Genomic DNA, 24570 nt, shown 5'->3' with positions numbered 1-24570 from the left:
CGCGCACCGACCGCCACCCAAGGAGCTGAAGATGCCATCGCCGTCCGCCGCCTCCCTCGGCCGTTCCCCGGCCGCGGACCGAAGCCGGGAGCAGTGGGCCGACGAGGTCCGCGCCGCCGTCAACGACCGTCCCCTGGGCGTCGGAGGGCCCCGACGCGCCCCCGCCGGACGGACAGGGGCCGTGCGACTGCCCCTCGACGCCGGGCTGCGGGCGGCGGTCGCACGCACGGCGCAGCAGCACGCGGTCACGCCGCTGACCGTCGGGCTCACCGCGCTCGCCGTGACCCTGACGCGGAGGACCGGGACGCACCACGTCCTGGCCGCGGCCCCCGACGTGCCGGTCGCACTCGCGGTGCGCGACGACCTGACCCGCGCCGAACTGCTGGCCGGGACGGACCTCTCGCTCAAGCGGTCCGCCGCCCTGTGCGGCGCCGGCGCCCCGGCACCCGAACTGCCGAACCCGCTGGTGGAGTTCCGGTTCGGCGAGGCCGCCGGCTCGCTCCACGGAGACCGCGAGATCAGCATCGCCCTGCGGGACGGCACCGGCGCCGCGGACGGCGCTCAGCTCGTTGCGCTGCACGACACCGGCCGGTACACCGAGGACTGCGTCACCGCCCTCCTCGGCCAGCTGCGCACGGTGCTGGAAGCGCTGTGCGGCGAGGAGGCCGTGACCGCCGGCGCGCTGCCGCTGCTGGACGAGGCCGGGCAGCGGGAGCTGCTGGAGCACGGGCTGGGCGAGCCGCTGCAGCAGGACGGACCCGAGCCCGTGCACGTACGGGCCGCCGCGCTGGCGGCCGCCGGCCCCGGCGACGTGGCCGTGGTCTGCGGGGACGAGCAGGTCACCCGCGGCGAACTTGACGCCTGGGCCGGGAGGATCGCCGCCAGGCTGGTTGCGTCCGGCGTCCGGCCCGGTGACCGGGCCGGCGTCCTCGCCGAGCGCTCCGCGGCCATGGTGGCGGCGGTGCTCGGCATCCTGCGGGCCGGGGCCGCCTATGTACCGGTCGACCCGGCCAACCCGGACGAGCGAATCGCGGCGGTGCTCTCCGACGCCCAGGTCTCGGCGGTTGTGGTGACCGGCGGGGCCGAGCAGCGCGTGGCGCCGCTGGGGGCGGCCCTCGTCACCGCCGACGATCCCGCGGTGCGCCACGAGGGCGAACCCCTCCCGCTCGCGGAGACGGAACCCGGGGACGACGCCGCGTACCTGATCTACACCTCCGGAAGCACCGGAGCCCCCAAGGGCGTGGTCGTCGAACACGGCCAACTCGCCGCCGCGACCCTGGCCCGCCGTCAGGTGTACCCCGGCGCCCCGGTCTTCCTGCTGCTCTCCCCGCTCGCCTTCGACTCCTCGGCAGCCGCCCTCTGGGGCACGCTCACCGCCGGCGGTCGCCTCGTCGTGGCCGGTCCGGATGAGTTCCGCGACCCCGAGGCCCTGCTGCGGCTCGTCGAACGGCACGCCGTCACGCACCTGCTGTGCGTGCCGTCGCTGTACGACACGCTGCTCGCCGCCGCAGAGCGCCTCGGCCCCTCCCGCCTCGCCTCGCTGACCACCGTGATCACTGCCGGCGAGGCACTCCCGGAGGCGCTGCTGCGGCGTCACGTGCGGACGCTGGGCGGACACAGCAGCCTGGTCAACGAGTACGGGCCGACCGAGACCACCGTCTGGGCCAGTTACCGGCGCTTCGAGGACGCCGGGCCCGTCGACATCGGCGGGCCCGTACCGGGCGCCCGGCTCTACGTGCTCGACGGCGCCGGCCGCCTGGTGCCGCCCGGCATCACCGGAGAGCTGCACATCGGCGGCGCCGGCGTCTCACGCGGGTACCACGGCCGCCCCGACGCCACCTCCCGCGCCTTCCTCGCCGACCCCTTCGCGGGCGGCGACGCCCGGATGTACCGGACCGGCGACCTGGTGCGCTGGAACCCGGCCGGCGCCCTGGAGTTCCTCGGGCGCCGCGACAACCAGGTGAAGATCCGCGGCCACCGCGTCGAGACGGACGCCGTCGAGGCGGCGCTGCGCGCCTGCCCCGGCGTGCGCGAGGCCGTCGTCGTACCGGACGCCGCCGGGACCCGCCTCACCGGTTTCGTCGTCACCGACGCGCCAGACACGCTGCCCGCCGCGCGGGAGCAGCTCGCCCGCACGCTGCCCGAGGCCGCGGTGCCGTCCCGGCTGCGGGCGCTGACCGCCCTCCCGGTCACCGTCAACGGCAAGGCCGACCGCGCAGCCCTGGCGGAACTCGCCGAGCGGCGTGAACCGACCGCCGCGGAGCCGCAGTCGGCGGGCGGGGTGAACTCGCCTGACCAGGCCGCCGACCCCGTCGCGGGGGTGCGGGCGGCGTGGGCGGAGGTCCTGGAGACCTCGGCGGCCGTGCCCGGCGACGTCAACTTCTTCGACCTGGGCGGCCATTCACTGCTGATCATCCAGCTCCAGGACGCCCTGGGCAGGCATACCGGCGTACGGCCCTCCGTCGTCGATCTCTTCCGCTGCTCCACGGTGGACGCCCAGGCCACGCTGGTCCGCTCCGGTGCCGCCGGAGGCGCGGAAGCGGCCGGGACGAGCGCCCGGGTCGAGCAGGCACGCCGTGAGCGCGCCGCCCGCGCCCGCCGGCGCCGCGCACAGCAGGGAGCGGCCCGATGACCGATCCGCTGCCGCACATACCCGGCCCGGCGCAGCACAGGGCCGACTCCGAACCGCCGTCCGGCCCCTCATATCCCGGTGAGGACACCCAGCGGGACCGCTCACTGGACGTCGCCGTCACCGGCATGGCCGGACGCTTCCCCGGCGCGGCCGACATCCCCACCTGGTGGCGCGCCCTGTTGCGCGGCGAAGTTCTCACCACGCGCATCGACCGCGACACCCTCCTGGCCTCCGGTGAACCGGCCGGCGTGGCGGACGACCCCGACTACGTCCCCGTACGCGGCCTCCTGGCCGACGCCGACCGCTTCGAGCACACCCTGTTCGGCATCAGCAGGCGCGAGGCCGAACTCATGGACCCGCAGCACCGGTTGATGCTGGAAGCGGCGTGGACGGCGCTCGAGGACGCGGGCGTCGACCCCGTCACCGAGTCCCGGGTCACCGGCGTGTACGCGTCGGCGAGCAGCAGCGCGTATCTGCGGGCCATGCTCACTTCCGGCAGCCTGAACCCCGCGGACATCGAGGAGGTGCTGCGCGCGACCGAGCCCGACTACATGGCGACCCGGATCGCCTACCGCCTCGGGCTGACCGGCCCCGCCCTCAGCGTGCTGACCGCCTGCTCCTCCTCCCTGGTCGCGGTGCACCTCGCCGTGCAGGCGCTGCTGAACGGTGAGTGCGAGCAGGCCGTGGTCGTCGCGGCGGCCGTCGACTTCCCCCAGACAGGCCACCTCCACCTGCCGGGCGGCATCCTCTCCGCGTCCGGCGCCTGCCGCCCCTTCGACGCGGAGGCGGACGGCACACTCGCCGGCTCAGGCGTCGTCGCAGTCGTACTGCGGCCCTACGAGGAAGCCGTCGCCGACGGAAGCGACCCGTACGGGGCGATCATCGGGACGGCCGTCAACAACGACGGCTCCGCCAAAGCCGGATACCAGGCGCCCTCCGCCACCGGCCAGGAGGCCGTCATCGGCGCGGCACTCGCGGCCGCGGACGTCCCCGCCGACTCGCTCGGATACCTGGAGGCGCACGCCACCGGCACCCGCGTCGGCGACCCCATCGAATGGTCCGCCGCGTCTGCCGTCCTGCGGCGTCTCGGCGCCCGGCCGGGGCAGATCGCCTTGGGCGCGGTGAAGGCCAACATGGGCCACCTCGACGCCGCGTCGGGCCTCGCCTCGCTCATCAAGGCGCTGCTCGTGGTACGCGAGGGCGAGGTGCCGCCCGTGGCCGGGTTCCGCGGCCTCAACCCGCTGCTGGAGACCGGGGATTCACCGCTGCGCATACCCGTCGCGCGCGAAGAGTGGGACAGCCCGGGACCGCGACGCGCCGGCGTCAGCTCCTTCGGTATCGGCGGGACGAACGCACACGTCGTCATCGAGCAGTCCGCCGCCGCGCCCGTCACCGCCGGCCGGCAGCGGACTGACAGCGTGGAGGAGCGGGTCCTGATGCTCTCCGCCGTCAGCCCGGACGCCCTACGGCACACGGCACGGCGGCTCGCGGACCGGCTCCCCGAACTCACCGGCGTGCCGCTGACCGACATCGCACACACACTGGCGGCCGGCCGCGCCGGCCTCGCACACCGCACCGCCGTCGCCGGCCGCAGCCACCAGGAACTCGCCGACCGCCTGCGCACCGCCCCCGTGCGCACCGCAGCCGCCGAGCCGGTGGTGCTCCTGCTGCCGGGGCAGGGCAGCCAGCACCCCGGAATGGCCCTGCCGTTCCAGGAGGCGCTGCCCGGATTCACCGCCGTACTGCAGGAGTGCCTGGAACACCTGGAGCCCCAGCTCGCGGACCGCGTCCGGGCCGCCCTCCACGACCCCTGCTTCCCGGCCGGGGAACTAGCCCGGACGGAACTGGCGCAACCCGCCCTGTTCTGCGTCGAGTACGCGGCCGCCACGGCACTCCGCACCCTCGGAGCCCGGCCCGTCGCCCTCGCCGGGCACAGCCTCGGGGAGATCACTGCCGCCGCCCTGTCCGGCGTCCTCGGCCTCGCCGACGCCGTCGCACTGGTGACGGAGCGGGGACGGGCCATGCAGGCCTGCCCGCCCGGCACCATGGTCTCGCTCGCCCTCGGCGAGCAGCGCACCCTGGAATTGGCCCGGGACTTCGCCGACAACACCGGCCACCGGCTGGAACTCGCCGCGGTCAACACGGCGGAGAGCTGCGTGCTGGCCGGCCCCGAGGCAGCCGCGGACGCCTTCGCGGAATGGCTCGGCGACCGCGGCAAGGCGCGCGTGCTGCGTACCAGCCACGCCTTCCACACCTCGATGATCGACCCGGCGGCCGCCCGCCTGCGGGAGGCCGCGACGGGCCTCACGCTGGGGCGCGCCGGCCTGCCGTACGTGTACAACCCCACCGGCACCCTGCTTGCCACCGGCAGCACGGTCGAGCCGGGGACCTTCGCCCAGCAGGCCCGCAGCACGGTGCGGTTCGCGGCGGGCCTGGCCGCGATCGCCGAGGCGTACCCGGGCGCCGTGGCCGTCGAGGCGGGCCCCGGCAAGACGCTCAGCGCGATGGCCGAGGCCGCCGGGCTGACCGCGGTACCGCTGAGCCCCGGGCAGTCGGACCGTCCGGCCGAGGAGACGCTTCTGGCCCTGGCGGGCCTGTGGACCAGGGGCCTGCCCGTGGACGCGGCCGCCCTCGCCGGCGACGGCCGCCCGGCCCACCTGCCCGGCCACGCCTTCGCAGGCCCGCGGCTGCTCGCCCCGGCGGCAAGACCCCGCGCCGCCTCACCCGCCGGGACCCGGTCCTACGACAACGCCGGCTCCCCGGAGGCCGCCCCGGGCGACCCCCTCGCACCGGCTGCCCCGGCCGTACCCTCCGGAGACGCAGCGGCCTCGGCGGCTGCCAGGAGGACCCCGGCCGAAGCGGTGGAGGCACTGTGGACGGACCTGCTCGGCAGCCCCGGCCTCTCGGCGGAGTCCGACTTCTACGACCTCGGCGGCGACTCCCTCCAACTGGTCCGGCTTGCCCGCCGGATCGGCGACGACCTCGGCGTCCGCGTCCCCATCCGCGAACTCATGACCGGCACCACGCTCGGACGGCACACGGCGCTGGTGGAGTCCCTGCTCGTGACGGGAGACCGCCGATGAGCGCCTGGCTGAAGTGCACGACCCCCCGCCCCGAGGCGGAACACCGGCTGATCTGCTTCCCCCACGCCGGCGGATCGCCGTCCTTCTACCACCCGTGGGCCGCGGGGCTCCCCTCGTACGAAATCCACGCCGTGTGCTACCCGGGGCGTGCGGCCCGCCTGGCCGAACCGCCGCCGACCGAACTGCTCACCATGGCCGCCGGCATCGCCGATGCCGTACGGCCCCTGCTCGGCGGCCGGCCCGTGGCCTTCCTCGGCCACAGCATGGGCGCGGTCGTCGCCTACGAGACAGCTCGCGTGCTGGAGGCGGACGGCCACCGGATCAGCCACCTCTTCGCGTCCGGCGCGCGCGCCCCGCAGCTGCCGCATCCCGAGGCGTCGAAGGCGTCGGACCTGGACGACGACGCCGTGGCCGACGCACTCGCCTCCCTCGGCGGCACCGACGCCGAGCTGCTCGCCGACCCGGAGGTACGGGAGCTGATCCTCCCGTACGTGTGCGGGGACTACCGGATGTTCGACGCCTACGTCCACCGTCCCGGGCCGGCGCTCAGCTGCGACGTCACCGCGATCGCCGCCGACAGCGACCCGCTGGTGGCGCCGTCGCAGACGGACGGCTGGGCGGCGGTGACCGGCGGACGCTTCACCCGGCACACCGTTCCGGGCGACCACTTCTACCTGACGCCGAACCCGCCGTACCTCCTCGTCGAAGCGGCCCTGGCCTCGGGGGCCGTGCCGAGTGGCGGATAGGGCACACGGAACGGCCGTACGCGGTCCCGCACTTCCGGACCGCCGCGCCCCGAGACCTTCGCTCCACCCGCACGCGACAGCTGCTCTCCGTCTCACGCCCCGCACCCCGTCCCCACCCTCCCGACCTGACGAAAGGCCCTCCCATGGCTGACCTGGACCCGAAGCGCACGCCGGACCACTTCCTGATGTTCGCGATCGGCCCGCGGCTGGACTACGCCGCGCGGCTGCGCGCCCTCGACGAGTCGGTGCGGATCTCGGTGATCTGCCGGCCCGAGCACCTGGCCCGCATCACCGAGTCCGGTGACTACCAGCGGGTGCTGGCGGTACGTCAGGACACCCCGGTCAAGGAGGTCATCGCTTTGGCGCGGGCCGTCCACGCGCTGGAGCCGGTCACCAGGATCACCACGTTCTGGGAGCACGACCAGGACCGAGCGGCGGCCGTCGGCGAGGCCCTCGGCGTCGCCACCCACAGCCCGGAGACCGTACGTCTCGTGCAGGACAAGCACGCCATGCGCGAGCGGCTGCGCGAGGCCGGAGTGGACGACACGAAGGCGGGACGCGCGTACAACGAGGCGGACCTGCTCGCGTTCGGCGAGGAGGCGGGGTACCCGTTCATCGTCAAGCCCACGGCGGGCACCGCGAGTTTCGGGGTCACCGTCGTCCGCTCGCCGAACGAAGCGGCAGCCGCCTACCGCACCGCTGCGGGTGACTTCCCGGGCATCGCCCGGCTGGGGGTGCTGGCGGAGCAGTACCACGAGGGGCCGCAGTACAGCGTCGAGGCCTTCTCCGAGGCGGCCGAGCACGTCGTCCTCGCCGTCACGCGCAAGTTCTCGGACCCCGTCAACATGGTGGAGCTGGGCCACGTCCTGCCGGCGCCCCTGGAAGCGGACGTCAGGGAGGCGGTCGAGGACCACGCACGACGCGTCCTGGACGCCCTGGGCGTGGAGTTCGGCCCCACGCACACCGAGGTCGTGCTGACCGCCGACGGGCCGCGAGTCATCGAGACCCACCTGCGTGTGGGCGGCGACGAGATCTTCAACCTGGTCAAGGACGCGGTGGGCGTCGACATGATCGACTTCCAGACCCGGCAGGCCTTCGGCGAGAAGGTCCTCCCGGACATCCGCTCCATCCTGGAGGCGGACGCCGAACCGCGCTGCGAGGCGATCTGGTACACCGCCCCTGAGGCGTCGGGAACCTACGTGGGACTCGCGGACGGCGTGGAGGCCGACGACCTCGACCCGGGTGTGACCGTGCTGCTGTCGCCGGGGGAGGAGCTGTCGGGCCAGGGTTCCTTCGCCCGTATCGCACGGGCCCGTGCGTCGGCACCGGACGCCGAGGAGGCCCTCGCCCGCGCCCGGGAGAACGCCGCCGGCCTGTCCTTCCTCTTCCGCGTCACATCCCCGGAGCCGGGCACGGTCTGACCTCTCCGCATGCGCATCGTGCCGTCACCGGCGCCCGTCCCGAGGCCAGGACCGGCCTTGCGGCGGGCGCCGAGCGGATTCCACCCCCGTACGCGCCGCTCTGCGGAATCTGCGGGCGGCGCCCGGTAGTTGCCCTGGCAGCGAAAGCGATTGCGGTCCCGCACGCTGTACCGGCATCGTGTCCGCATGTTGATCAGGGAAGCCAGTACCGAGGATTGGCCCGCCATCTGGCCTTTCTTCCACAAGATCGTCGCAGCGGGGGAGACCTTCACCTTCCCGAACGACCTCAGCGAGGAGCAGGGCCAGGGCTGGTGGCTCCTGCCGGCCCCGGACCGCACCGTCGTCGCCGTCGACGACGCGGGAACCGTCCTGGGCACCGCCAAGATGAACACGAACCACAAGGGCAACGGCTCGCATATCGCCAGCGCCAGCTACATGGTCGACCCGGTGCACGGCGGACGGGGGGTGGGCCGGGCGCTGTGCGAGTACACGATGGAGTGGGCGTGCGCGGCCGGCTTCCGGGCGATGCAGTTCAACGCGGTCGTCGAGACGAACAGGCACGCGGTGAAGCTGTACGAGTCCCTCGGCTTCGAGATCCTGGGCACGCTGCCCGAGGGGTTCCGGCATCCGACGGAGGGCTACGTCGGGCTGCACATCATGCACCGCTCGCTCCGCGAGCCGGCAGAGGCGTAGAGCAACACCGCGAGCACCCGGACCGTACGCCGGCAGGCCGACCCGCCGGAATACGGTCCGGGCGCGACGTGCCGGCGCAGGCAGAACCAACGCGCAGCCACTCCCGGTTGACGCGCCCCCGTGCTCCGTTCCCGATGTCAGCCAGCAGGCACGTCCGAGAGCATCAGGGCGCCGGGCACGGGGCCGGCGGTGCGTGTGTGCCGCTCTCGAAACGCACGTGACACGACTCCCCGCGGCGCGAATGCTCGGATCGTGACAGGTATTCGCCGCGTGCTTGGAACCCGGATAACCGCGGAGTAGCTTGTGGCGCCCCCACCCCCCACGGGCCGTGTGCCCGCGCGAGCGAAGAGGTTCCACGTGAAGCGTGTTACTGGCCGCGCCTGGTTCTCCGTGATCTGCATATCCGGCCTGCTGGCGGCGGGCATCGCGGTTCCGAGCGCGTTCGGTACCTCCGAGGCCGCCGGCCCGAACGGCGCCTCCGCGGACGGCAGCCGGAACCCGGCCTCCGAACTCAAAGTCGCGCGAGCCCGGTCCGACTCCGCGAGGATCAGCCGTCCCTCGGACCGCCGGGGGCCGAACACCCTCAAGGACGCGGACGTCACGCTGTCCTCCTACGACGCCAAGGCGGGCCGGGCCGTTCTCAGCCAGAAGGACCGGGGCGGCAGCACCGACGGCATCGACGTCCGCGAGGGCGACGTGATCGCCAGCCCGCCCACGGACGCAGCCCCCGAGGGTGCGCTCGTCAAGGTCAGGAAGGTGCGGTCCCAGGAGAGCGGCAAGGCCGAACTCCGCACGTCCCGCACCAACTTGGCGGAGGTTCTCGGCGGGGCGAAGGCCGACGGCCAGGTCCCCGTCTCGTCCTCAGCCTGGAAGGTCGACCCGCAGGTGCAGGGGCTCGAGGTGGCGAGGAACGGGGCGGAGAGCGCACGCGGAACGACGGGACCCGGGAAGGAATCGCAAGGCGCGGGCACCAGAGGCAGCGACCTGCGTTTCGACTTCGACACCGAGCTCCCCGGCCCCGATGAGGGGGAGATCCCCGGGACCGTGCTGGACGGCTCCCTGGAGGTCTCACCCGAGGTCGACTTCTCCTACGACGGGAACGGCTCGGACGACCCGGCCGAAGTCACCGCATCGGTCGGCATCGGCACGGATTACAAGGCCAGTTGGCGCGTGAAGGGCACCGTCGAGGCCGACTTCGACCGGCGTCTCCCGCTGGCCGAGGCGACGGCCCACCCCGTGATCATGGTCGGCCCGGTGCCGGTCGTCGTCACAGTGAAGCTGAGCCTGGTCGCGAAGGTGAAAGCGAACGGCCAAGTACAGGTCGACGTCGACCAGGACGCGACCGGATCGGTGAAGGTGGGCACGCGGTACTCGGACGCGTCGGGCTGGGAGCCGGAGAGCAGTGCGGACGGCGAGACGCTTCCGGGCGGCACGGTCGACGTCTCCGGCAAGGGCGAACTGCGCACGGCGGTCGGTCCTGAGGCGAACGTCAGCCTCTACGACACTGTGGGCGTTGTCGCCTTCATCGGCCCGTACCTGCGGGCGACAGGCGAGTTCACCGACGGCGCTCAGGGGGGCGGCCAGTGGAAGCTGTACGGGGGACTCACCCTCGAGAGCTCGCTGTTCGCGCAGCTGCCGTTCGTGATCATCGGCAACCGCCCGTCGAAGCACATCGACTTCCCATCGATCAACCGCGAATGGTTCATCACCGAGGGCAAGTTCCCGGCGGGCACCTGACCTCAAGGAGCAGCCGAGGGTTCCAAGGCGGCTCGTCTCGCGTTCGCTCCCGCAGCCGGTCGAGGGTGGTGCGGTCAGGTACGTGCGATTACGGCGCCGTCGACGTCGTCAGCGGCGTCTCGGGCCTATCGCTTGTATGACGACAGCCTCGCCATGCTTCGCGACGGCACCACCTTCTGAGACCCGCCGTCCTGCGTGAGGAAAGAGCCCGGGCCCCCACCAAATCCCCTGCCTCTACCGGGTGTTGTGAGGACTCGTCCCAGGGGCAGCGCGGTGCATCGCCGCGAGCCGAATGCTCTCCCGGTAGCGCGATCCCTTCTTTCACTCGTGCGGGTGGCTCGGCGTTCCGCTTGGGCGTGGTGGTTTTGAGCGCGTAGTTCAGTTCCACGATCTTTCTGGCGATGCGTACAGAGAGTTGGGCCAAAGAGCAACAAGCCACTCCCAGGGCCGGATTGGGCGCCTTTTCTCGTGGGCCACGCTGGGCCGCCTGGGGTGTCTGCGTAATGGCAGTGCTGCTGGCGGTGGTACACGCGCTGATGTCGCTGGGATACGTGGCGGCGCCCGCTTCCGCGTCCCAGGCCACGGCGACGGTGACGCGCAGTTGGCTGCTGCCGGAATGGCACGCGCGATGGCGACTGTTCGCTCCTGAACCGCACGCGGGGTACGTCGAGGCACGCGTCCGCGTCGAGGGGTCACGGGGAACGGTCACCTCACGGTGGATCGACCTCACTGCCCAGGAGAGCAGGACTACGCAGGGGCGGATCTTCCTCAGCCACGCCGAGCTCAACCAACTCCCCACCGCCCTGCCGCGTTTCCGCGCGGCCAGGGACCCCGAGCAAAGGCAGCGCATGCAGCGTTACCTGTCCCGCGTGCTGGTGTCGCGGCTCGCCGGCCATGTTCCGCAGGGCCGGATCACGAAGGTGCAGGCCCGAGTGATCGTCCCTGACTGGACGAGGTCGCCGTGGCAGCCGGCGCTGCATGGCGGGGAGCGTATGCGCTTCGTGCGAGAAGCATCGCAGTGGCTTGAGGTGCAGGCCGAAGACCAGGACGTGAAGGGGCAGTCATGACGGGGGCAGGTTACGAGAAGGCTTCCGTGGCCGGAACCAGGACGGGTGCGCTCACCCGGGCAGCGGACTGGCTGACGCAGAAATCACGCCGCGGGCGGCAGGTAGCACTGGTCCGCATCGGGGTCGCAGTCTCCTGGCTGGTTGCGCTGTTCTGCGACTGGCCGCAACGGGAGAGCATCTACGGCCTCGAGGGGGCGTGGACGTGGGGAATGGCTTCGGACGCGCTCGACAGCGCCCCCTCCCTGAGCTTGCTCTCGCTTTCCGCGTCACCGGGCTGGCACCTGTGTGTATACCTCCTGGCCGTCGTCGCGAGTGTGCAACTGCTGGTCGGCTGGCATACGCGCCTGGCGTGCGTGTTGTTCCTGCTGGGCGTCTGCTCGTTGCAGAACTACGCCCAGCCCTTGGAGTACGGTGCCGACAGCCTTGTCCGCTACACCGCCATCTATCTCCTGGCTTCACGATGCGGGCGGGAGTGGTCGCTTGATGCCCGGCGAGCCCGCAGGGGCAGCGCCCAAGTGGGGTGGCACGGCGTCGTCGTGTGGCTGGCGGTGGGTGCTCTGCTTGCCGTGTGTGTCCTGGGAGCGAGCGCCGGCCGTCTCTGGCTGGTGACTGCACTGGTGCTGGCGTGGGCCGGCCAGGGCTGGGCTTGGTGGGCGCGCCGGACCCCTGAGAGCGTGCAGGCACGCTGGCTGGAGGCAGCGGGCAACGCCGTACACAACGCGGCTGTCGCTCTGATGCTGGGACAGGTCATTCTCGTGTACTACTCGGCGGGCACGGCGAAGCTCGCCGGGGAGACCTGGAGAGAGGGCACCGCCGTCTACTACGCCCTCCGCGCGGTAGGTACCCCGTTCCCAGCCCTCACCGACGCCATCTGTTCCAGTCAGACCCTCGTCGCCCTGCTGACCTGGGCCACGCTGTTCCTGCAGGTCTGCTTCCCCCTTGCGCTGCTGCACCCCCGGGCGAAGAACTGGATGCTGGCCGCCACCTTCTTCGAACACTGCGGCATCGCACTCTTGATGGGACTTCCGTACTTCTCGCTTGCCATGCTGTCCGCCGATGCGATCTGGTTGCCCGCAGGCCCGTTGAAGCGTTTCGGCACCCGCGCGTCCTCCGAGAAGGTACACACCGATGCTCCGTCGCTGCCTTCACCCAAGGCCTCCGAGGAGTCCACACCGAGCGGAACGCCGCTGCCCACATAGGGATTGGAGTTCCTCTTCAGGCCCGGAGCGGCGTGGCGATGAATTCCCCTGCACACGAGGTCGGTACAGGAGGACAGTCGACGATCAGTCAGGGAGCCTCCGGTGGGCAAAGTGATCAGCCATATGACGATGTCGTTGGACGGCTTCGTTGCGGATTTCGAGGACCGGCCAGGGGAGTTGTTCGAGTGGTACGAGGCGGGGGACGTACCTGTGGCGAACCCCAACGAGACCGTCTCCTTCCGCGTCGATGACGCCAGCGCGCAGATGCTGCGGGAGCTGACCGACGAATGCGGTGCGATCGTCGCCGGGCGGCGGTTGTTCGACATCGCCGATGGCTGGGGGGACAAGCATCCAGCGGGCGCTCCCGTTGTCGTGGTCACTCACCGACCGCCCGCGAACGCGGAGACGAGGTGGCCGACGACGACCTTCGTCAGCGGTGTCGAGGCGGCGATCGGCCGGGCTCGGCAGATCGCGGGGAGAAGGACGTCACCGTCGCGAGCGCGACCGTCATCCAGGCTGCACTCGATCTCGGTCTGCTGGATGAGGTGTGCGTAAGCCTGGTGCCGGTGCTCTTCGGCGAGGGAATCCCCTACTTCGGCAAGCTGGATCGAGGCCGCCAATTCCTCGAGGACCCGATCGTCGTAGAGGGACGCCGCGCCCTTCATCTGCGATACCCGGTCCAACGTTGAGTTCGCCCCCCTCTTTGTCGGCTGAACGACTGGGCTGGTGGCGCCCGAGGCGGCCTGGCTGCCCTCTGCCCCAGTGCTGAGGCAGAGGCCTCTGCAGGTCGTTGCCGTTGATGCGCAGGGGACGGGTCTAGTCATCGGTTGAGTCGCTCCTCCCGTTGCTTGACGGCGGGCTGGGACCTTGATCTCACGCAGTCGCGTCTCGTTCTTGCCTGCCTGGTCGCGTAAGGATCAGCGGTTCGCTGAAACTGCAGACCAGCCCCACTTTGTGGAATATGCTGTGAGGTGATGCGCAAGTGAAAGGGGAGCGGTGTGCAAAGACCGGGAGCCCAGGCTGACTTCGCGGCCGTTGATGCTTTGCTCGACGCGACCGGCCCGGTGGACGACGGCCTCCCCGCTGTCGCGGAGAGGCGCCGCCTGCGCCGGGCGTGGAAGCTGACGCAGGACCAGGTCGCCGTGAAGGTCGGGGTGTCCCGAGAGACGGTCAGCGGGTGGGAGACCGGCCGGTGGGAGCCGGAGCCGGGGAGCAAGCCCCGCGCCCTGTACGTGCACTTGCTGACCGGTATTCAGAAGCGCCTGGAAGTTCGTGAAGCGGCTCAGCAGCCGCAGACGCGGAACGACGGGCCCACCGCCCCCGGGGCGGATACTGCGTCCCAGAACACCGCCCACGCGGAACGCGCTCCGTCTGCTGCGGCCCCGCCCCCGAGAGTCCCATCCTCGAAGCGCTATGCCTCAACTTCGCGCCCCGCACGTCAGGTGCGTCCCGGGCGGGCGAGCGGTAAGGACGCTCCGGGTGAGGGTGAGCTGTTCATCGCGGACCGTGTCCACGAAGCGCTGTCGGAGAATGGTGGGGATGCTGAGGCGGCGATCGCGGATCTGGAGTACAAGGCGATCCCGGATGCGATGCATCTGCTGGAGATCAGCCGCCGCACAGGCCGGTACGACTTCACCTACCACGCCGTCCTGCCGCCGATCTTCGACAAGAAGCCCGGTCGTGAGGGCAACGACATCTGGGAAGCCCGCCCGAAGTGGAGCGCTCCCGACGCGGTTCTGCCCCCGGGTGCGGAGGTGACCGCGCTGGACGTCAACGGCGCCTACCTCTCCGCGTTGAAGGCGCATCTGCCGATCGGCACCCTGGAGCACCACCTCGGCCCAGCAGAAGGCGGCCCCGCCTATGACAAGCGCCGCTCCGGCGTGCACCTGATCACCCCGCCCGACTGGCACCACGAGGCGCTGCCCAACCCGATCGGGAACCGCGAAGAGCCCGGCCGGCTGTGGGTCACCGAATCCACCCTGCGCCTCCTGCAGCGCTGCTCCAGCCCCCGCTACGGCCTCTGCGAAGAACCTTTGATCCACGAATCGTGGACCTCCGGCGAGAGCGAAGGCCTCCTGGAAGGTCTCCGGCTCACCTTCGCGGCCGCGCGGAAGAACGCGCTGGAGAAAGACGACGAGGTCACCCTGGCGTATGTGAAAGCGATGTACGCCAAGTTCGTCTCCACCGCCGGCTCCTCCACCTACAACCGCGAGCTGAACCGGCAGGACTGGGTCCACATCATCCGCTCCCAGGCGTTCGCGAACCTGTGGGGCAAGGCCTACAAGGCCCACACCAACGGGCTGACCGTCGCGGGGATCCTCGGCACCGACGAACTCCACCTCATCGGCGACTGGCAAACGGTCTTCACCGAAGGCCGCGACATCGCCCAGGTGAAGATCAAGAACACCTACACCCTCACCCGCGGGGAGGCGGCCGGTGCCTGAGCGGAACATCAACTTCGGCCTCTTCGGCGCCGACGGCACCAAGGGCAGCCAGGCCGCCGCCGACGTCCTGGACCGCCTCGCCCTCGAAGGCGGCATCATCTCCCCGGTCACCACCCGCCGCGGCCTCAACGCCCGCCTCAACTACCTCACCCGCTCCGCCGCGGGCTACCGGGCCATGCGCGAGGCCGGTATCACCGTCACCCCCCGCACTCTGCGCGCCTGGCGTCGGCGAACCCAGACCCCCAGTCCCGCCAACAGGGAACGTATCGACGCCGCCTACCGCGCCTACCGTCGCCACAACATCGCCAACCACCTACGCCAGCGCCTCAACGCCCAAGGCGGCACACGCGTGGAGATCCACCCCCTCGACCAGACCAGCGTGCAGAACCGGCACCGCAGGGTGCTGAACTTCCGTCGCTTCACCATCCGCAACTGGGACCGCATCATCCACGCCTGGGACACCGGCGACGACCAAGCCCTCGCCGACGCCTGGGACGACACCCTTCCCGACCTCGGCAGCGAATGGGGCAAATACGAATACGTCACCGCAGTCGCCTTCTCCGCCTGACACAGGCTCAAGGAACCCGGCGCGCCCGCCCCGACAGGATTCCGAGCCGCTATCACACGGACGGTGGGCAGTGGAACGGCAACCCTAGTTGTGGTGCCTCAGCCCCACCCCGGCGTCGGCCCAACTGCGGTGCTGCCATAGGCGGTAGAACGTCCATCCCGCAGCCATGCCCACGCCGCGTGCGTCCCGGGAGGGAGTCGTGCTGCCCGGTTGACTCTGCACGCGCGGTGCCCTCTTGGCGCTCGATATCCATCCGGTCACACGGCCGTCGAGGCAAATCGCCACCATGAGGTGACCTGGAACAGCAGGTCGTTTCTGCCAGTCCGACCAGACGAGTCGGGGCGTTCGGAACCGGCCGCTCGTCTCGGGAAGGGATGGTCGACTGCCAACTCCCGCTGCCTCGGGGGGCGATCGCACGATCGAGTGACAGTTCTGCGGCCGCCCTCATACAGCGCCCGATCCCTTGATCATGACGAGGTGACTCATCGATCCCGGATCGGCCGCCGTCGGATGCTGTACCCGACGGGCGCCGCCGCACTCTGTCTCCTGACCGCACTGTCCGCAGCGCCGGCCGCCGCCCAGTCCGAAGGGGACCGGTCCGACAAGGCCCGTCTCACCGCCCGGCTGCCCGCCACACCCGCCGAGGCGGGCACCGCCGCCTATCTGGAATCCGCCCGCAACGACCCCGGCCGGCTGCGGGACTTCTTCCGGAAGCTGCCCAAGGGCGGCGACCTGCACAACCACCTCTCCGGCGCCGTCAGCACCGAATACCTCATCGAACTCGCCGCGCAGGACGGGCTGTGCATCGAGAAGAAGACGATGACCGCAGTGCAGCCGCCGTGCAAGGACCGCGCCCGCCCGGCCGCCGACGCGCGCACCGACAAGGCATTCCACAAGGAACTGGTGCGGGCCTGGTCCATGGAGGACTTCCCGCAAGGCGAGTCCGGGCACGACCACTTCTTCGCCGCCTTCGGCAAGTTCGGCGAGGTGACCTGGCGCCATCCGGGCAAGCTCCTCGCTGAAGTCGCCGAGCAGGCGACCCGGCAGAACCAGTCCTACCTGGAGACGATGGCGACCCCCGCCTCCGAGGGCGCGAAGAAGCTCGCCGAAGAGACGGGCTGGGACCCGGACCCGGCACGGATGCACCAGAAGCTGCTAGCCGGGGGCAAGTTGGACCGGCTGGTGGCGCAGGCCCGGAAGGAGGCCGACCGCACCAACGCCGAGTTCCGCGCTGAGGCACGCTGCGACACCGCACACCCCGGCGGCGCCTGCCGGCTGCCCGTCCGCTGGATCTCGCAGGTCTCCCGCGGCAGTTCACCGGAGCGCGTCTTCACCCAGATCGCCCTTGGACTGCGGCTGGCCGAACGCGATCCCCGATTCGTCGCCGTCAACCTCGTCCAGCCCGAGGACGGGGAGAGCGCGCTGCGCAACTACCGGCTCCAGATGCGGATGCTGAACTACCTGGGCAAGCAGTACCCGAAGGCCCACATCACCTTGCACGCCGGGGAGTTGTGGCCCGGGCTGGTCAAGCCCGAGGATCTGTCCTTCCACATCGGCGAGGCGGTGAATGTGGCGAAGGCCGAGCGCATCGGCCACGGCGTCGACCTCGTCCACGAGAACGACTGGCAGCAGCTGGCCCGCACGATGGCGCGCCGGGAGACAGCCGTCGAGGTGCCGCTCACCAGCAACGCGCAGATCCTCGGTGTGAAGGGTGAGGACCACCCGTTCAACACCTACCGCGCATACGGCGTGCCTGTCGTGCTGTCCACCGACGACCCGGGCATCTCCCGGACCGACATCAGCCGCGAGTACCAGTACGCGTCAACCACCTACCGGCTGCGCTACCCCGAACTGAAGGACATGGCGCGCGCCTCGCTGGAGTATGCCTTCCTGCCCGGCCGCAGCCTGTGGCGCGGCAACCCCACGCGCGACGGTCATCGGCCCGCCTCGGTCTGCGCTGCGGAACTGCCCGGAACCGGCTGGCCCCGCGGTGCCTGCGGCCGTCTCCTGGCCGACAGCCCGAAGGCAGCCGCCCAGTGGCGCCTGGAGTCCGCCTTCACCACCTTCGAACGCACGCACCCCGGCAAGCGCTGACCTCTGACCTCGTCGCCCACCCCGCCCCGTCTCGGCCAACGAGCCGGGGCGGGGCCGGGGCCCTGCGGTCGGAGGGCACGACCGCAGGGACGGATGGATCCGTTGGTCAGCCGGCGCTGGGGAGGAGTTGGAGGCGTCCGACGGCGCTGGTGACGACATAAGTCCAGGGCTGCGGTTGCGCTGGTAAACAATCATCGTCCCGCCGGCCGCTGGCCTTCGTGCTAACGGCTGGTTCGGGTATCGCCTGGCTCTACGATGCTTCGATGGGTGGAGAGACGACGTCTGGCGCTCGCGCCGGAACGGGGAGCGAGCAGGCCAGTAACGAGAGTGCCGGGGGCGTGGCGTCGGGGGGGCAGAAAGGCGTCGGAACATGCGCTCGGGTGGCGTGTGGTGGGGCTGTTGCTGGGGTCGGTGTTGACGCTGTTCGGTGCCGGGTCAGTGCTCGTCAATTCCGTCCAGGGTGTGCAGGCGACAGGACTTGCCGGCACGACGGGAACGTTCACCGTGGACTACTGCTCGGACGACAACCCCACCAGCAAGAATTCCGACTACTCGTGTCACGGGGAATTCCTCCCCCAGGGGGCGGCCAGGGGCGACCGGTCTGCCGTGCAGCTGGAAGATGCGGGTGACGACTATCCGAAGGGCAAGCAGGTGGGCGCCTACGAGGTCGTGCTGGGCAGCGACTTCCTTGTGCGTCAGACCGGGTTCGGGGCGGTGCTGGAGTCCTTCCTGTGGTGGTGCTTCGGCGCTGTGGTACTCCTGATGGGCTTCTTCACCAGCCGCAAGTGGATGCGTAGCTTCAGGCGCAGGTGAGGGCTGGAGGCCCCGGCCCTCGTCCGAGGAGGGCCAGGTGCCGGAGGCCGAGGTCAACGACGGCTCCGTGCGCTCCGACGTCGCCACCGACGCGGAAGAAGCCGAAGCACGGCGAGGACTGCGCCCTCACCGGCGGCCCCGGGCGCTCCTACTACGACGACAAGACCGTCACCGACCAGCGTGTCCTCGACATCGACCGCCTCGTGCCCCTGGCCGAAGTCTGGGCATCCGGGGCGGGGCGTCGAAGTGGCCTGCAGGCAAGCGCGAGCGCTACGCCGACGACCTGAGCGCTGGTGGCTGTGGTGAGCGTGCCCTGGCCGAGTGGATGCCGCTTGCGAAGCTGGCGGCCTGCCGTTACACGGCCCGGCTGGGTTTCCACGAGACTGCGTTGGCAACTGGCCGTGGATCGGGCCGAGCAGAGGAAACTCGCCCAGCTCGCCCGCGGCTGCCCGGACGAGACCGTCACCTACCACCGCGCGAAGTAGTCCCGCGCGGCTCGATCTCTGGGTCAGGAACCGAGGCCCGCAGCTGTGACGGAACGTCAACTTCGTGAAGAGCTGCCTGTGACGTGGTGCGGGATACAAATGTTCTTGACCGTTTGCACTACGTATCGCTGGGGGGAACATCGTGAAGTACACCCGTGTCGCCGCATTCGCCGCTGTCAGCGTCGCTGCCGCTTTCTCACTCACCGCCTGCGGGAGTGACGACTCCGGCAAGAAGACGTCCTCCAAGGACACCTCGCCCTCTTCGTCGGCATCGTCCGGCGGTTCCGGTTCTGGGGAGGCAAAGGCTGGTTCTGAGCAGGACATGCAGGCCCGCGCCGGCTCCGCGAGCAAGGCGGCGAAAGCGGAAGGGAAGGCCGCTTTCTGCAAGACCGCGAACCTGACTGTCACCGCCGAGGACGCCGCTCCCGACGCCGACGCCGGCAGGATCAACGTCACCATGGTCAACCGAGGTTCGACTACCTGCTCGGCGACGGGCTTTCCGGGCGTCGATATCAAGGACGTCGACAACACCTCCAACCCCATCAGCCGCGCCCAGGCCCAGCCGCGTGTGACTACGCTCAAGCCCGGTGACGCGGCTGTCTTCAACCTCGCCTACGACATCGACCCCAGCGGCGACAGCCACGCGCACCCGACCCACCTGTTGGTGACGCCCCCGAATGAGACCCACCCGGTGACTGTGAAGTGGCCGGCAGGAGCAGGGGACATCAAGGGCGCCTACACCGATGTCGAGGTATACCCCACGCACACGGCGAAGTAGCGACCACCTGCCCTAGCTCCCCTCGGTCCCCTTCGGCTGCGCGCACAGGCGACGGTGCCCAACCGTAGGGGAGCGGGGTGAGATGCCCCTTGGGCAACAGAGGCAGTCGGACGAACAGGCGGACCTCCTGACCTCCGGAGGTCACGTCGCGCTCTACACGCGCCCCCTCGATGCTTTCGGCGACGTCTTGCGTCTCATCGAGGGAGGCGCCCAGGTTGAACGGACCGGCGCCCCGACGGGGGCGGAGTTGAACGTCGATGGTCCTTTCACTGCAACGTGGTCGGATCGAAGTGCCAACCTCGGTGGTTGGTCAGCTCCTGCAGTGCTCGCCGTGCCACGCAGTCGCCAGAGACGGCACCGTCCACTTCGTTGCTGGTGCAGGGCCAAACCAGGCCGGAGGCACGCTCTTCAGCGGGTGTCCGCCTTGCCAAACGAGCAGAGGACCGTGTTGTGAGCTTAGGCGTCCGCTACTGACCTCACCAACGCCCATGAAAGAAGGGGTGGTTGTTGTCGCTGACGAGCACGGTGTCGAAGTAGAGGGGTCTCCATCGTCGCCTTCGGGGTATTCGAAGCTACTTTCGTTGGAGAAGATCAGTCCGAGGTCGAGCACCTCGAGTCCGTACTCCCTCTTGTAGCTCGTGCCCCTGGCCCTCCAGTACTGCCGGGAGGTCGTCGAGCGGGGTGCGGAAGACATCAGTACGGTGCAACAGGACGCGGACGGGCGCATCCTCCTCTTGGAAGCGACGGACGGCCACGGCGTTGAGTCGAGTGCGTTCGTTGGCGACCAGGATGGTGAGAAAGCGTGGGTGCGCACTGGCACCTTGAGTTCATCCCCGCCGGAGTCTTCGAGTTGGACGGCGTGCATGCCCACTCCTCTGCGGTCCTGGCCGCGTCGTCCATCGCCGTGCCGAGGATGAAGGGGCGATTCCCTGACGCGGACGGATCTCGAAGTCCATGAGTGTCACCTTGGGCTCGCTGGCCGCATCGTCGCATGGCGGGATCACCGTGATTGCAAGGGGCACCGGCCCCAGCATTAACGGCCTTCAGCGGATATCCGGCATCGAAGGTTGCAGCATCGCGTCCGTACTCTTGTGCTTGTCTGCCTTGCCAACTGTACTGAGAGGCGGCACCTGATGCCGCGGTCTCGGTGTGATGCCGTGGCCGCGCGGAGTGAACGGCTGTGTCGTCAGAAGGTGACCGTGAGGTCTCTTGTCACGATCGGCGAGGCGGTGGCGGCGTCGAAGGCGTTGGGCCGGGCCCGGAGTTGGGGATCTTGGACAGCCGCGGGCAGGCGCACCTGACGGTCATCGCCGCCTGGCTTCCTCGGGATGTTGAGGGTGGCCGGGGCCCTGGTTGGTGACTGCGCTTTCTCTGCCCCCGTGGACCGGCCACGTCGGCGTGCCGCTGATCTCCGTAACTGTAATTCACACTAGCCTATAAGCAGTTCTTAACGAATACGCCTGTGTTGCGCTCGTTTTCACTTCTTGGCGCCTGCCTCGATGGGGCGAGGAAGTGCCTGAGCTGTTGTCACCGGAACGGCCGGATGGGCTACTTGTTGCATGAGATTTCGGTAAGCGTGCGACCTGGCCCCGAAAACCGTCAGACACCCCTGCTGATGCTTCGTCGAAGAACTCGCAGGCATCCGACCGGGTTTTCGTTGGCAGAGAACGCGAGTGCACCTCGCGCTCACCCCGACGTACGTGAATTCCGAACCGTTTTCATTACTGCTCGGGAATGTACAGCATTTCCGGGCGAGGAGGAGCCAGCATGCCCATCAGTCCGAATCAGGGTTCCACCGGAGGCGGCACCACCGTCACGATCACCGGGACGAACCTCAGCGGCACCACCGCGGTCCGTTTCGGGAACAAATCAGCCACCGGAGTCACCAACGTGTCCCCCACGGAGGTCACTGCCATATCACCGTCCGGCAGCGGGACGGTCGGGGTCACGGTGACGACCCCTGGAGGAACGAGCAATCCGGTGTCCTTCTTCTACGTCGGAGCGCCGTTCAAGCAGACCATCAGCCCGACCGGCGGCTCGACGGCCGGAGGCGAGACCGTCACCATCAACGGCACCGGTCTTTCCAGCGCCACCAGCGTCGCGTTCGGCGCCAACAGCGCCACCCCCGCTGTGGTCTCCGACAGCCAGCTCACCGTCGTCACTCCGGCCGGCGCCGCGGGACCGGTCGGAGTGACCGTCACCACCGCTGGCGGCACCAACAACGGCCTGACCTTCACCTACGTCGCCGACCCCACCATCACTTCGCTCACTCCGGACTCCGGACCCACTTCGGGCGGTACGGCTGTGACCATTGCAGGCACCGCTCTCACCACCACGGACTCGGTCACCTTCGACGGGACGCCGGCTCCCTTCACCGTTCTCTCCGACGCCTCCCTCTCCGCGGTGACACCGCCCGGGGCCGCCGGTGCGGTGGACGTGGTCGTCTCCAACGACGCCGGCAGCGCCACGGCAGCGGACGCATACACCTACATCGCGGGTCCCGGCATCTGAGAACCGCAAGAAGCCCGTGGTGCACCGGCCCGACCCGGGCGGTGCACCACGGGCCCAGAACCACGGGAGACGTAGTGAACGACCGCGATCACGCAAAGACGCCAGCGCCCGTCGCCGCTCTTGCCGCCGCGCCCACTCTCGCCTCCGTGGTGCCGGCCGGCGGTCCGCCCCCGGGCAACAACACCGTCATCCTGAACGGCACCGGCTTCACGGGAGTCACTGCCGTCAACTTCGGCACTCGTGCCTCGCCCGGGTTCACGGTCAACTCCCTTACCAAGATCACCGCATTGGCCCCCGCAGGAACCGGAATTGTGACAGTGACCGTCCGAGTCGGCACATCGACCAGCAACGGGATCAGTTACGTCTACGCGGCACTTCCCGAGCTCACAGGCATCTCCCCCGAGCAGGGGCCCGTCTCGGGAGGCACCACTGTGACGCTCACCGGGACCAGCCTCACGGGTGCGACAGCGGTGAACTTCGCTGCCGTTCCCGCGCAGTTCACAGTCGTCTCAGCCACGCAGATCACCGCCGTCACACCGGCCGGCACCGGCGCCGCGCCCGTCACTGTCACCACTCCCGGTGGAACCTCCAACGCCGTCTACTTCTTCTACGCCGCGCCTCCAGTGCTCAGCGCGGTCCTCCCGGTGCGCGGCCCGACCGCGGGGGGAACGACCGTCGTCCTCACCGGCAGCGGTCTCACGGGTGCGACGGCGGTCAGCTTCGGAGGAACCCCGGCCGGCTTCACCGTCAACTCCTCGACGCAGATCACCGCGGTGACTCCGGCGCGGTCGGCGGGTTCGGCGTCGGTCACCGTCACGTCCCCTGGAGGCGTGAGCAACCCCGCTGTCTACACCTACGTTGCGCCGCCCGTCCTGTCCGCGCTGACGCCGCAACAGGGCCCGGTCAGCTCCGGCGCCCTCGTCACTCTCACCGGCAGCGGGCTGACCACCACCTCCGCGGTCCGGTTCGGTGCCGTGCTCGCCCCTTTCACCGTCGAATCGGACACTAGCGTGGCGGCGGTGGCCCCGGCGGGTCCGGCCGGCATCGTCCCGGTCGGCGTCACCACTGCCGGCGGCGACAGCGTCTCCCTGAACTACACCCGCGTGCCGCCGCCGATGCTTTAACCCCCGCCCCGGGGCCACCGGGCGCCCGATACCTGAGACGCCTCCCAGCTGCCGGCCCCTCGGTGCTGCTATTTGCTGCACGGCCGGACTTGGAAGTGACGTCTTCCGCCGAATCGTTGGCCTGCCCGAACCCGAAACAGGCTCCCGAGGCAGGCGAACGCGCATCCGCACGTAGTCCCTCTGCATGCCTCCTCGTTCAGGTGAGCTCCCTGGTCCATGTGGAGCCACGCAGCTCACTCCTCCGTCGATTTCCAGGGTGACCACGTAGAAAGACCGGCGAAGTCAGTCGATCATCGACGGCCCGCCCGTCGAGGAGGAGGAAATGTGGAACGGCGACGAGTACCGAGAAACTGGTGGGGGAGTGCCGCCACGGCGCTGGTCGCCGTAGTGGCCTTCGCGACCCCGGCAGCCGCACAGGAATCCTCCACCACGACGGTGCAGGCAGTACCGTCCAGCGCCGCAGTGGGCGCCCCCGTAGAGCTGATCGCCACCGTCTCCTGCCCGAACGATCCCAGCGGAGGCCTGGGAGTCACCTTCTTCGACGGAGGAGACATCCTGGATACCAAGCAGGTGGGGGCAGACAACACCGCGAGACTCCCGGACACCACCTTCGACACCGTCGGCACCCACACCATCACCGCGGCCTATAACGGCAACGCCGAGTGCTTCGCCTCGAGCGCCTCAACGACGGTCACGGTCTCCGCGACACCCACACCCCCGTCGCCCCCCGCCTCTCCACAAACTCCCTGCCGATGCGGCGGCCCCGCGCAGAGCATCAACATCCACACCGAGTAGCGCACTTCGAAACCCGCGCCACTACCTGGCGCCGCGCGTGCACCGGCGAGAACAGGGCCTGCTCTCAGAGCCCCTGACCACAGCCGCCGAACCCGTCCGACCCCCGCCCGGGGGCGGACGGGTTCAGCACTTCAGGAGATTCGACATGAAGGGCACCTCCGGCGGCCATCAGCTCGATGAACCTGCTTCTGCCTGAGTGCACCGCCGCCCGACACACTCTCGGCCCCGCAACGGCACACCGGCGACGCATCTCGGGCGGGGCGTCGCCAACGCCGTGAGATAAGGGGCCCAGTGGCAGTGACGCGGGCTCCGTCACGTTCCGGGCGGGGCCGCCTACGAGTGGATTCGCCATGCCCGCTCCTCAGGTCGATCGGTTAGTT

At 70.1% G+C, this 24570-nt stretch carries 17 protein-coding genes; all 17 read left to right on the top strand.

Features of this window, described 5'->3' with window-relative positions; all coding sequences use genetic code 11:
- The first annotated feature begins 31 nt into the window (after window positions 1–31).
- The 17 genes from IEY56_RS20435 (at window position 32) to IEY56_RS20355 (ending at window position 24190) form a co-directional block, all read left to right on the top strand.
- Window positions 32–2632 (top strand): non-ribosomal peptide synthetase, encoded by a 2601-nt coding sequence (locus IEY56_RS20435; RefSeq protein WP_229712071.1) that lies wholly within the window; start codon window positions 32–34, stop codon window positions 2630–2632.
- Complete coding sequence (locus IEY56_RS20430) at window positions 2629–5715, top strand: type I polyketide synthase (RefSeq protein ID WP_189038715.1); 3087 nt, start codon at window positions 2629–2631, stop codon at window positions 5713–5715. The genes IEY56_RS20435 and IEY56_RS20430 overlap by 4 nt, the downstream gene beginning before the upstream one ends.
- On the top strand, window positions 5712–6461 hold the full coding sequence (locus tag IEY56_RS20425) for a thioesterase II family protein (protein WP_189038714.1): 750 nt from the start codon (window positions 5712–5714) through the stop codon (window positions 6459–6461). Before IEY56_RS20430 ends, IEY56_RS20425 begins: the two co-directional genes overlap by 4 nt.
- A 143-nt stretch (window positions 6462–6604) precedes the next feature.
- Window positions 6605–7882, top strand: a complete 1278-nt coding sequence (locus IEY56_RS20420) for an ATP-grasp domain-containing protein (protein WP_189038713.1) — start codon at window positions 6605–6607, stop codon at window positions 7880–7882.
- 186 nt (window positions 7883–8068) lie between these two features.
- Complete coding sequence (locus IEY56_RS20415) at window positions 8069–8575, top strand: GNAT family N-acetyltransferase (protein WP_189038712.1); 507 nt, start codon at window positions 8069–8071, stop codon at window positions 8573–8575.
- 357 nt (window positions 8576–8932) lie between these two features.
- Window positions 8933–10312 (top strand): hypothetical protein, encoded by a 1380-nt coding sequence (locus IEY56_RS20410; RefSeq protein ID WP_189038711.1) that lies wholly within the window; start codon window positions 8933–8935, stop codon window positions 10310–10312.
- 503 nt (window positions 10313–10815) lie between these two features.
- Window positions 10816–11379 (top strand): DUF5819 family protein, encoded by a 564-nt coding sequence (locus tag IEY56_RS20405; RefSeq protein ID WP_189038710.1) that lies wholly within the window; start codon window positions 10816–10818, stop codon window positions 11377–11379.
- Window positions 11380–11405: 26 nt separating this feature from the next.
- Window positions 11406–12578 carry an HTTM domain-containing protein gene (locus IEY56_RS20400; protein WP_189038709.1) on the top strand — a complete coding sequence of 391 codons (1173 nt, stop codon included), beginning with the start codon at window positions 11406–11408 and terminating at the stop codon, window positions 12576–12578.
- A gap of 102 nt (window positions 12579–12680) precedes the next feature.
- The gene (locus IEY56_RS20395) at window positions 12681–13133 is read left to right on the top strand and encodes a dihydrofolate reductase family protein (RefSeq protein ID WP_229712070.1); all 453 of its coding nucleotides are present in this window, start codon (window positions 12681–12683) and stop codon (window positions 13131–13133) included.
- 488 nt (window positions 13134–13621) lie between these two features.
- Window positions 13622–15022, top strand: coding sequence for a helix-turn-helix transcriptional regulator (locus IEY56_RS20390; RefSeq protein WP_229712069.1), 1401 nt, complete (start codon window positions 13622–13624; stop codon window positions 15020–15022).
- Window positions 15015–15590, top strand: a complete 576-nt coding sequence (locus IEY56_RS20385; protein WP_189038707.1) for a transcriptional regulator — start codon at window positions 15015–15017, stop codon at window positions 15588–15590. The genes IEY56_RS20390 and IEY56_RS20385 overlap by 8 nt, the downstream gene beginning before the upstream one ends.
- Window positions 15591–16100: 510 nt before the next feature.
- Window positions 16101–17684 carry an adenosine deaminase family protein gene (locus IEY56_RS20380; RefSeq protein WP_189038868.1) on the top strand — a complete coding sequence of 528 codons (1584 nt, stop codon included), beginning with the start codon at window positions 16101–16103 and terminating at the stop codon, window positions 17682–17684.
- A gap of 462 nt (window positions 17685–18146) precedes the next feature.
- A complete protein-coding gene (locus IEY56_RS20375; RefSeq protein ID WP_189038706.1) occupies window positions 18147–18497 on the top strand; it encodes a hypothetical protein in 351 nt (116 codons plus the stop codon).
- Between the two features lie 627 nt (window positions 18498–19124).
- Window positions 19125–19760, top strand: coding sequence for a DUF4232 domain-containing protein (locus tag IEY56_RS20370; RefSeq protein ID WP_189038705.1), 636 nt, complete (start codon window positions 19125–19127; stop codon window positions 19758–19760).
- A 1767-nt stretch (window positions 19761–21527) separates the two neighbouring features.
- Window positions 21528–22271, top strand: a complete 744-nt coding sequence (locus IEY56_RS20365; RefSeq protein ID WP_189038704.1) for an IPT/TIG domain-containing protein — start codon at window positions 21528–21530, stop codon at window positions 22269–22271.
- 74 nt (window positions 22272–22345) lie between these two features.
- Window positions 22346–23395: an IPT/TIG domain-containing protein gene (locus IEY56_RS20360; protein ID WP_189038703.1), complete on the top strand. Its 1050-nt coding sequence runs from the start codon at window positions 22346–22348 to the stop codon at window positions 23393–23395.
- A 324-nt stretch (window positions 23396–23719) separates the two neighbouring features.
- A complete protein-coding gene (locus IEY56_RS20355) occupies window positions 23720–24190 on the top strand; it encodes an Ig-like domain-containing protein (protein WP_229712068.1) in 471 nt (156 codons plus the stop codon).
- Window positions 24191–24570: the final 380 nt, after the last annotated feature.

It is taken from the genome of Streptomyces daqingensis, from assembly GCF_014645895.1.
In the GTDB taxonomy this organism is placed as follows: Bacteria; Actinomycetota; Actinomycetes; order Streptomycetales; family Streptomycetaceae; genus Streptomyces; species Streptomyces daqingensis.
This window is presented reverse-complemented; position numbering and strand designations above follow the sequence as displayed.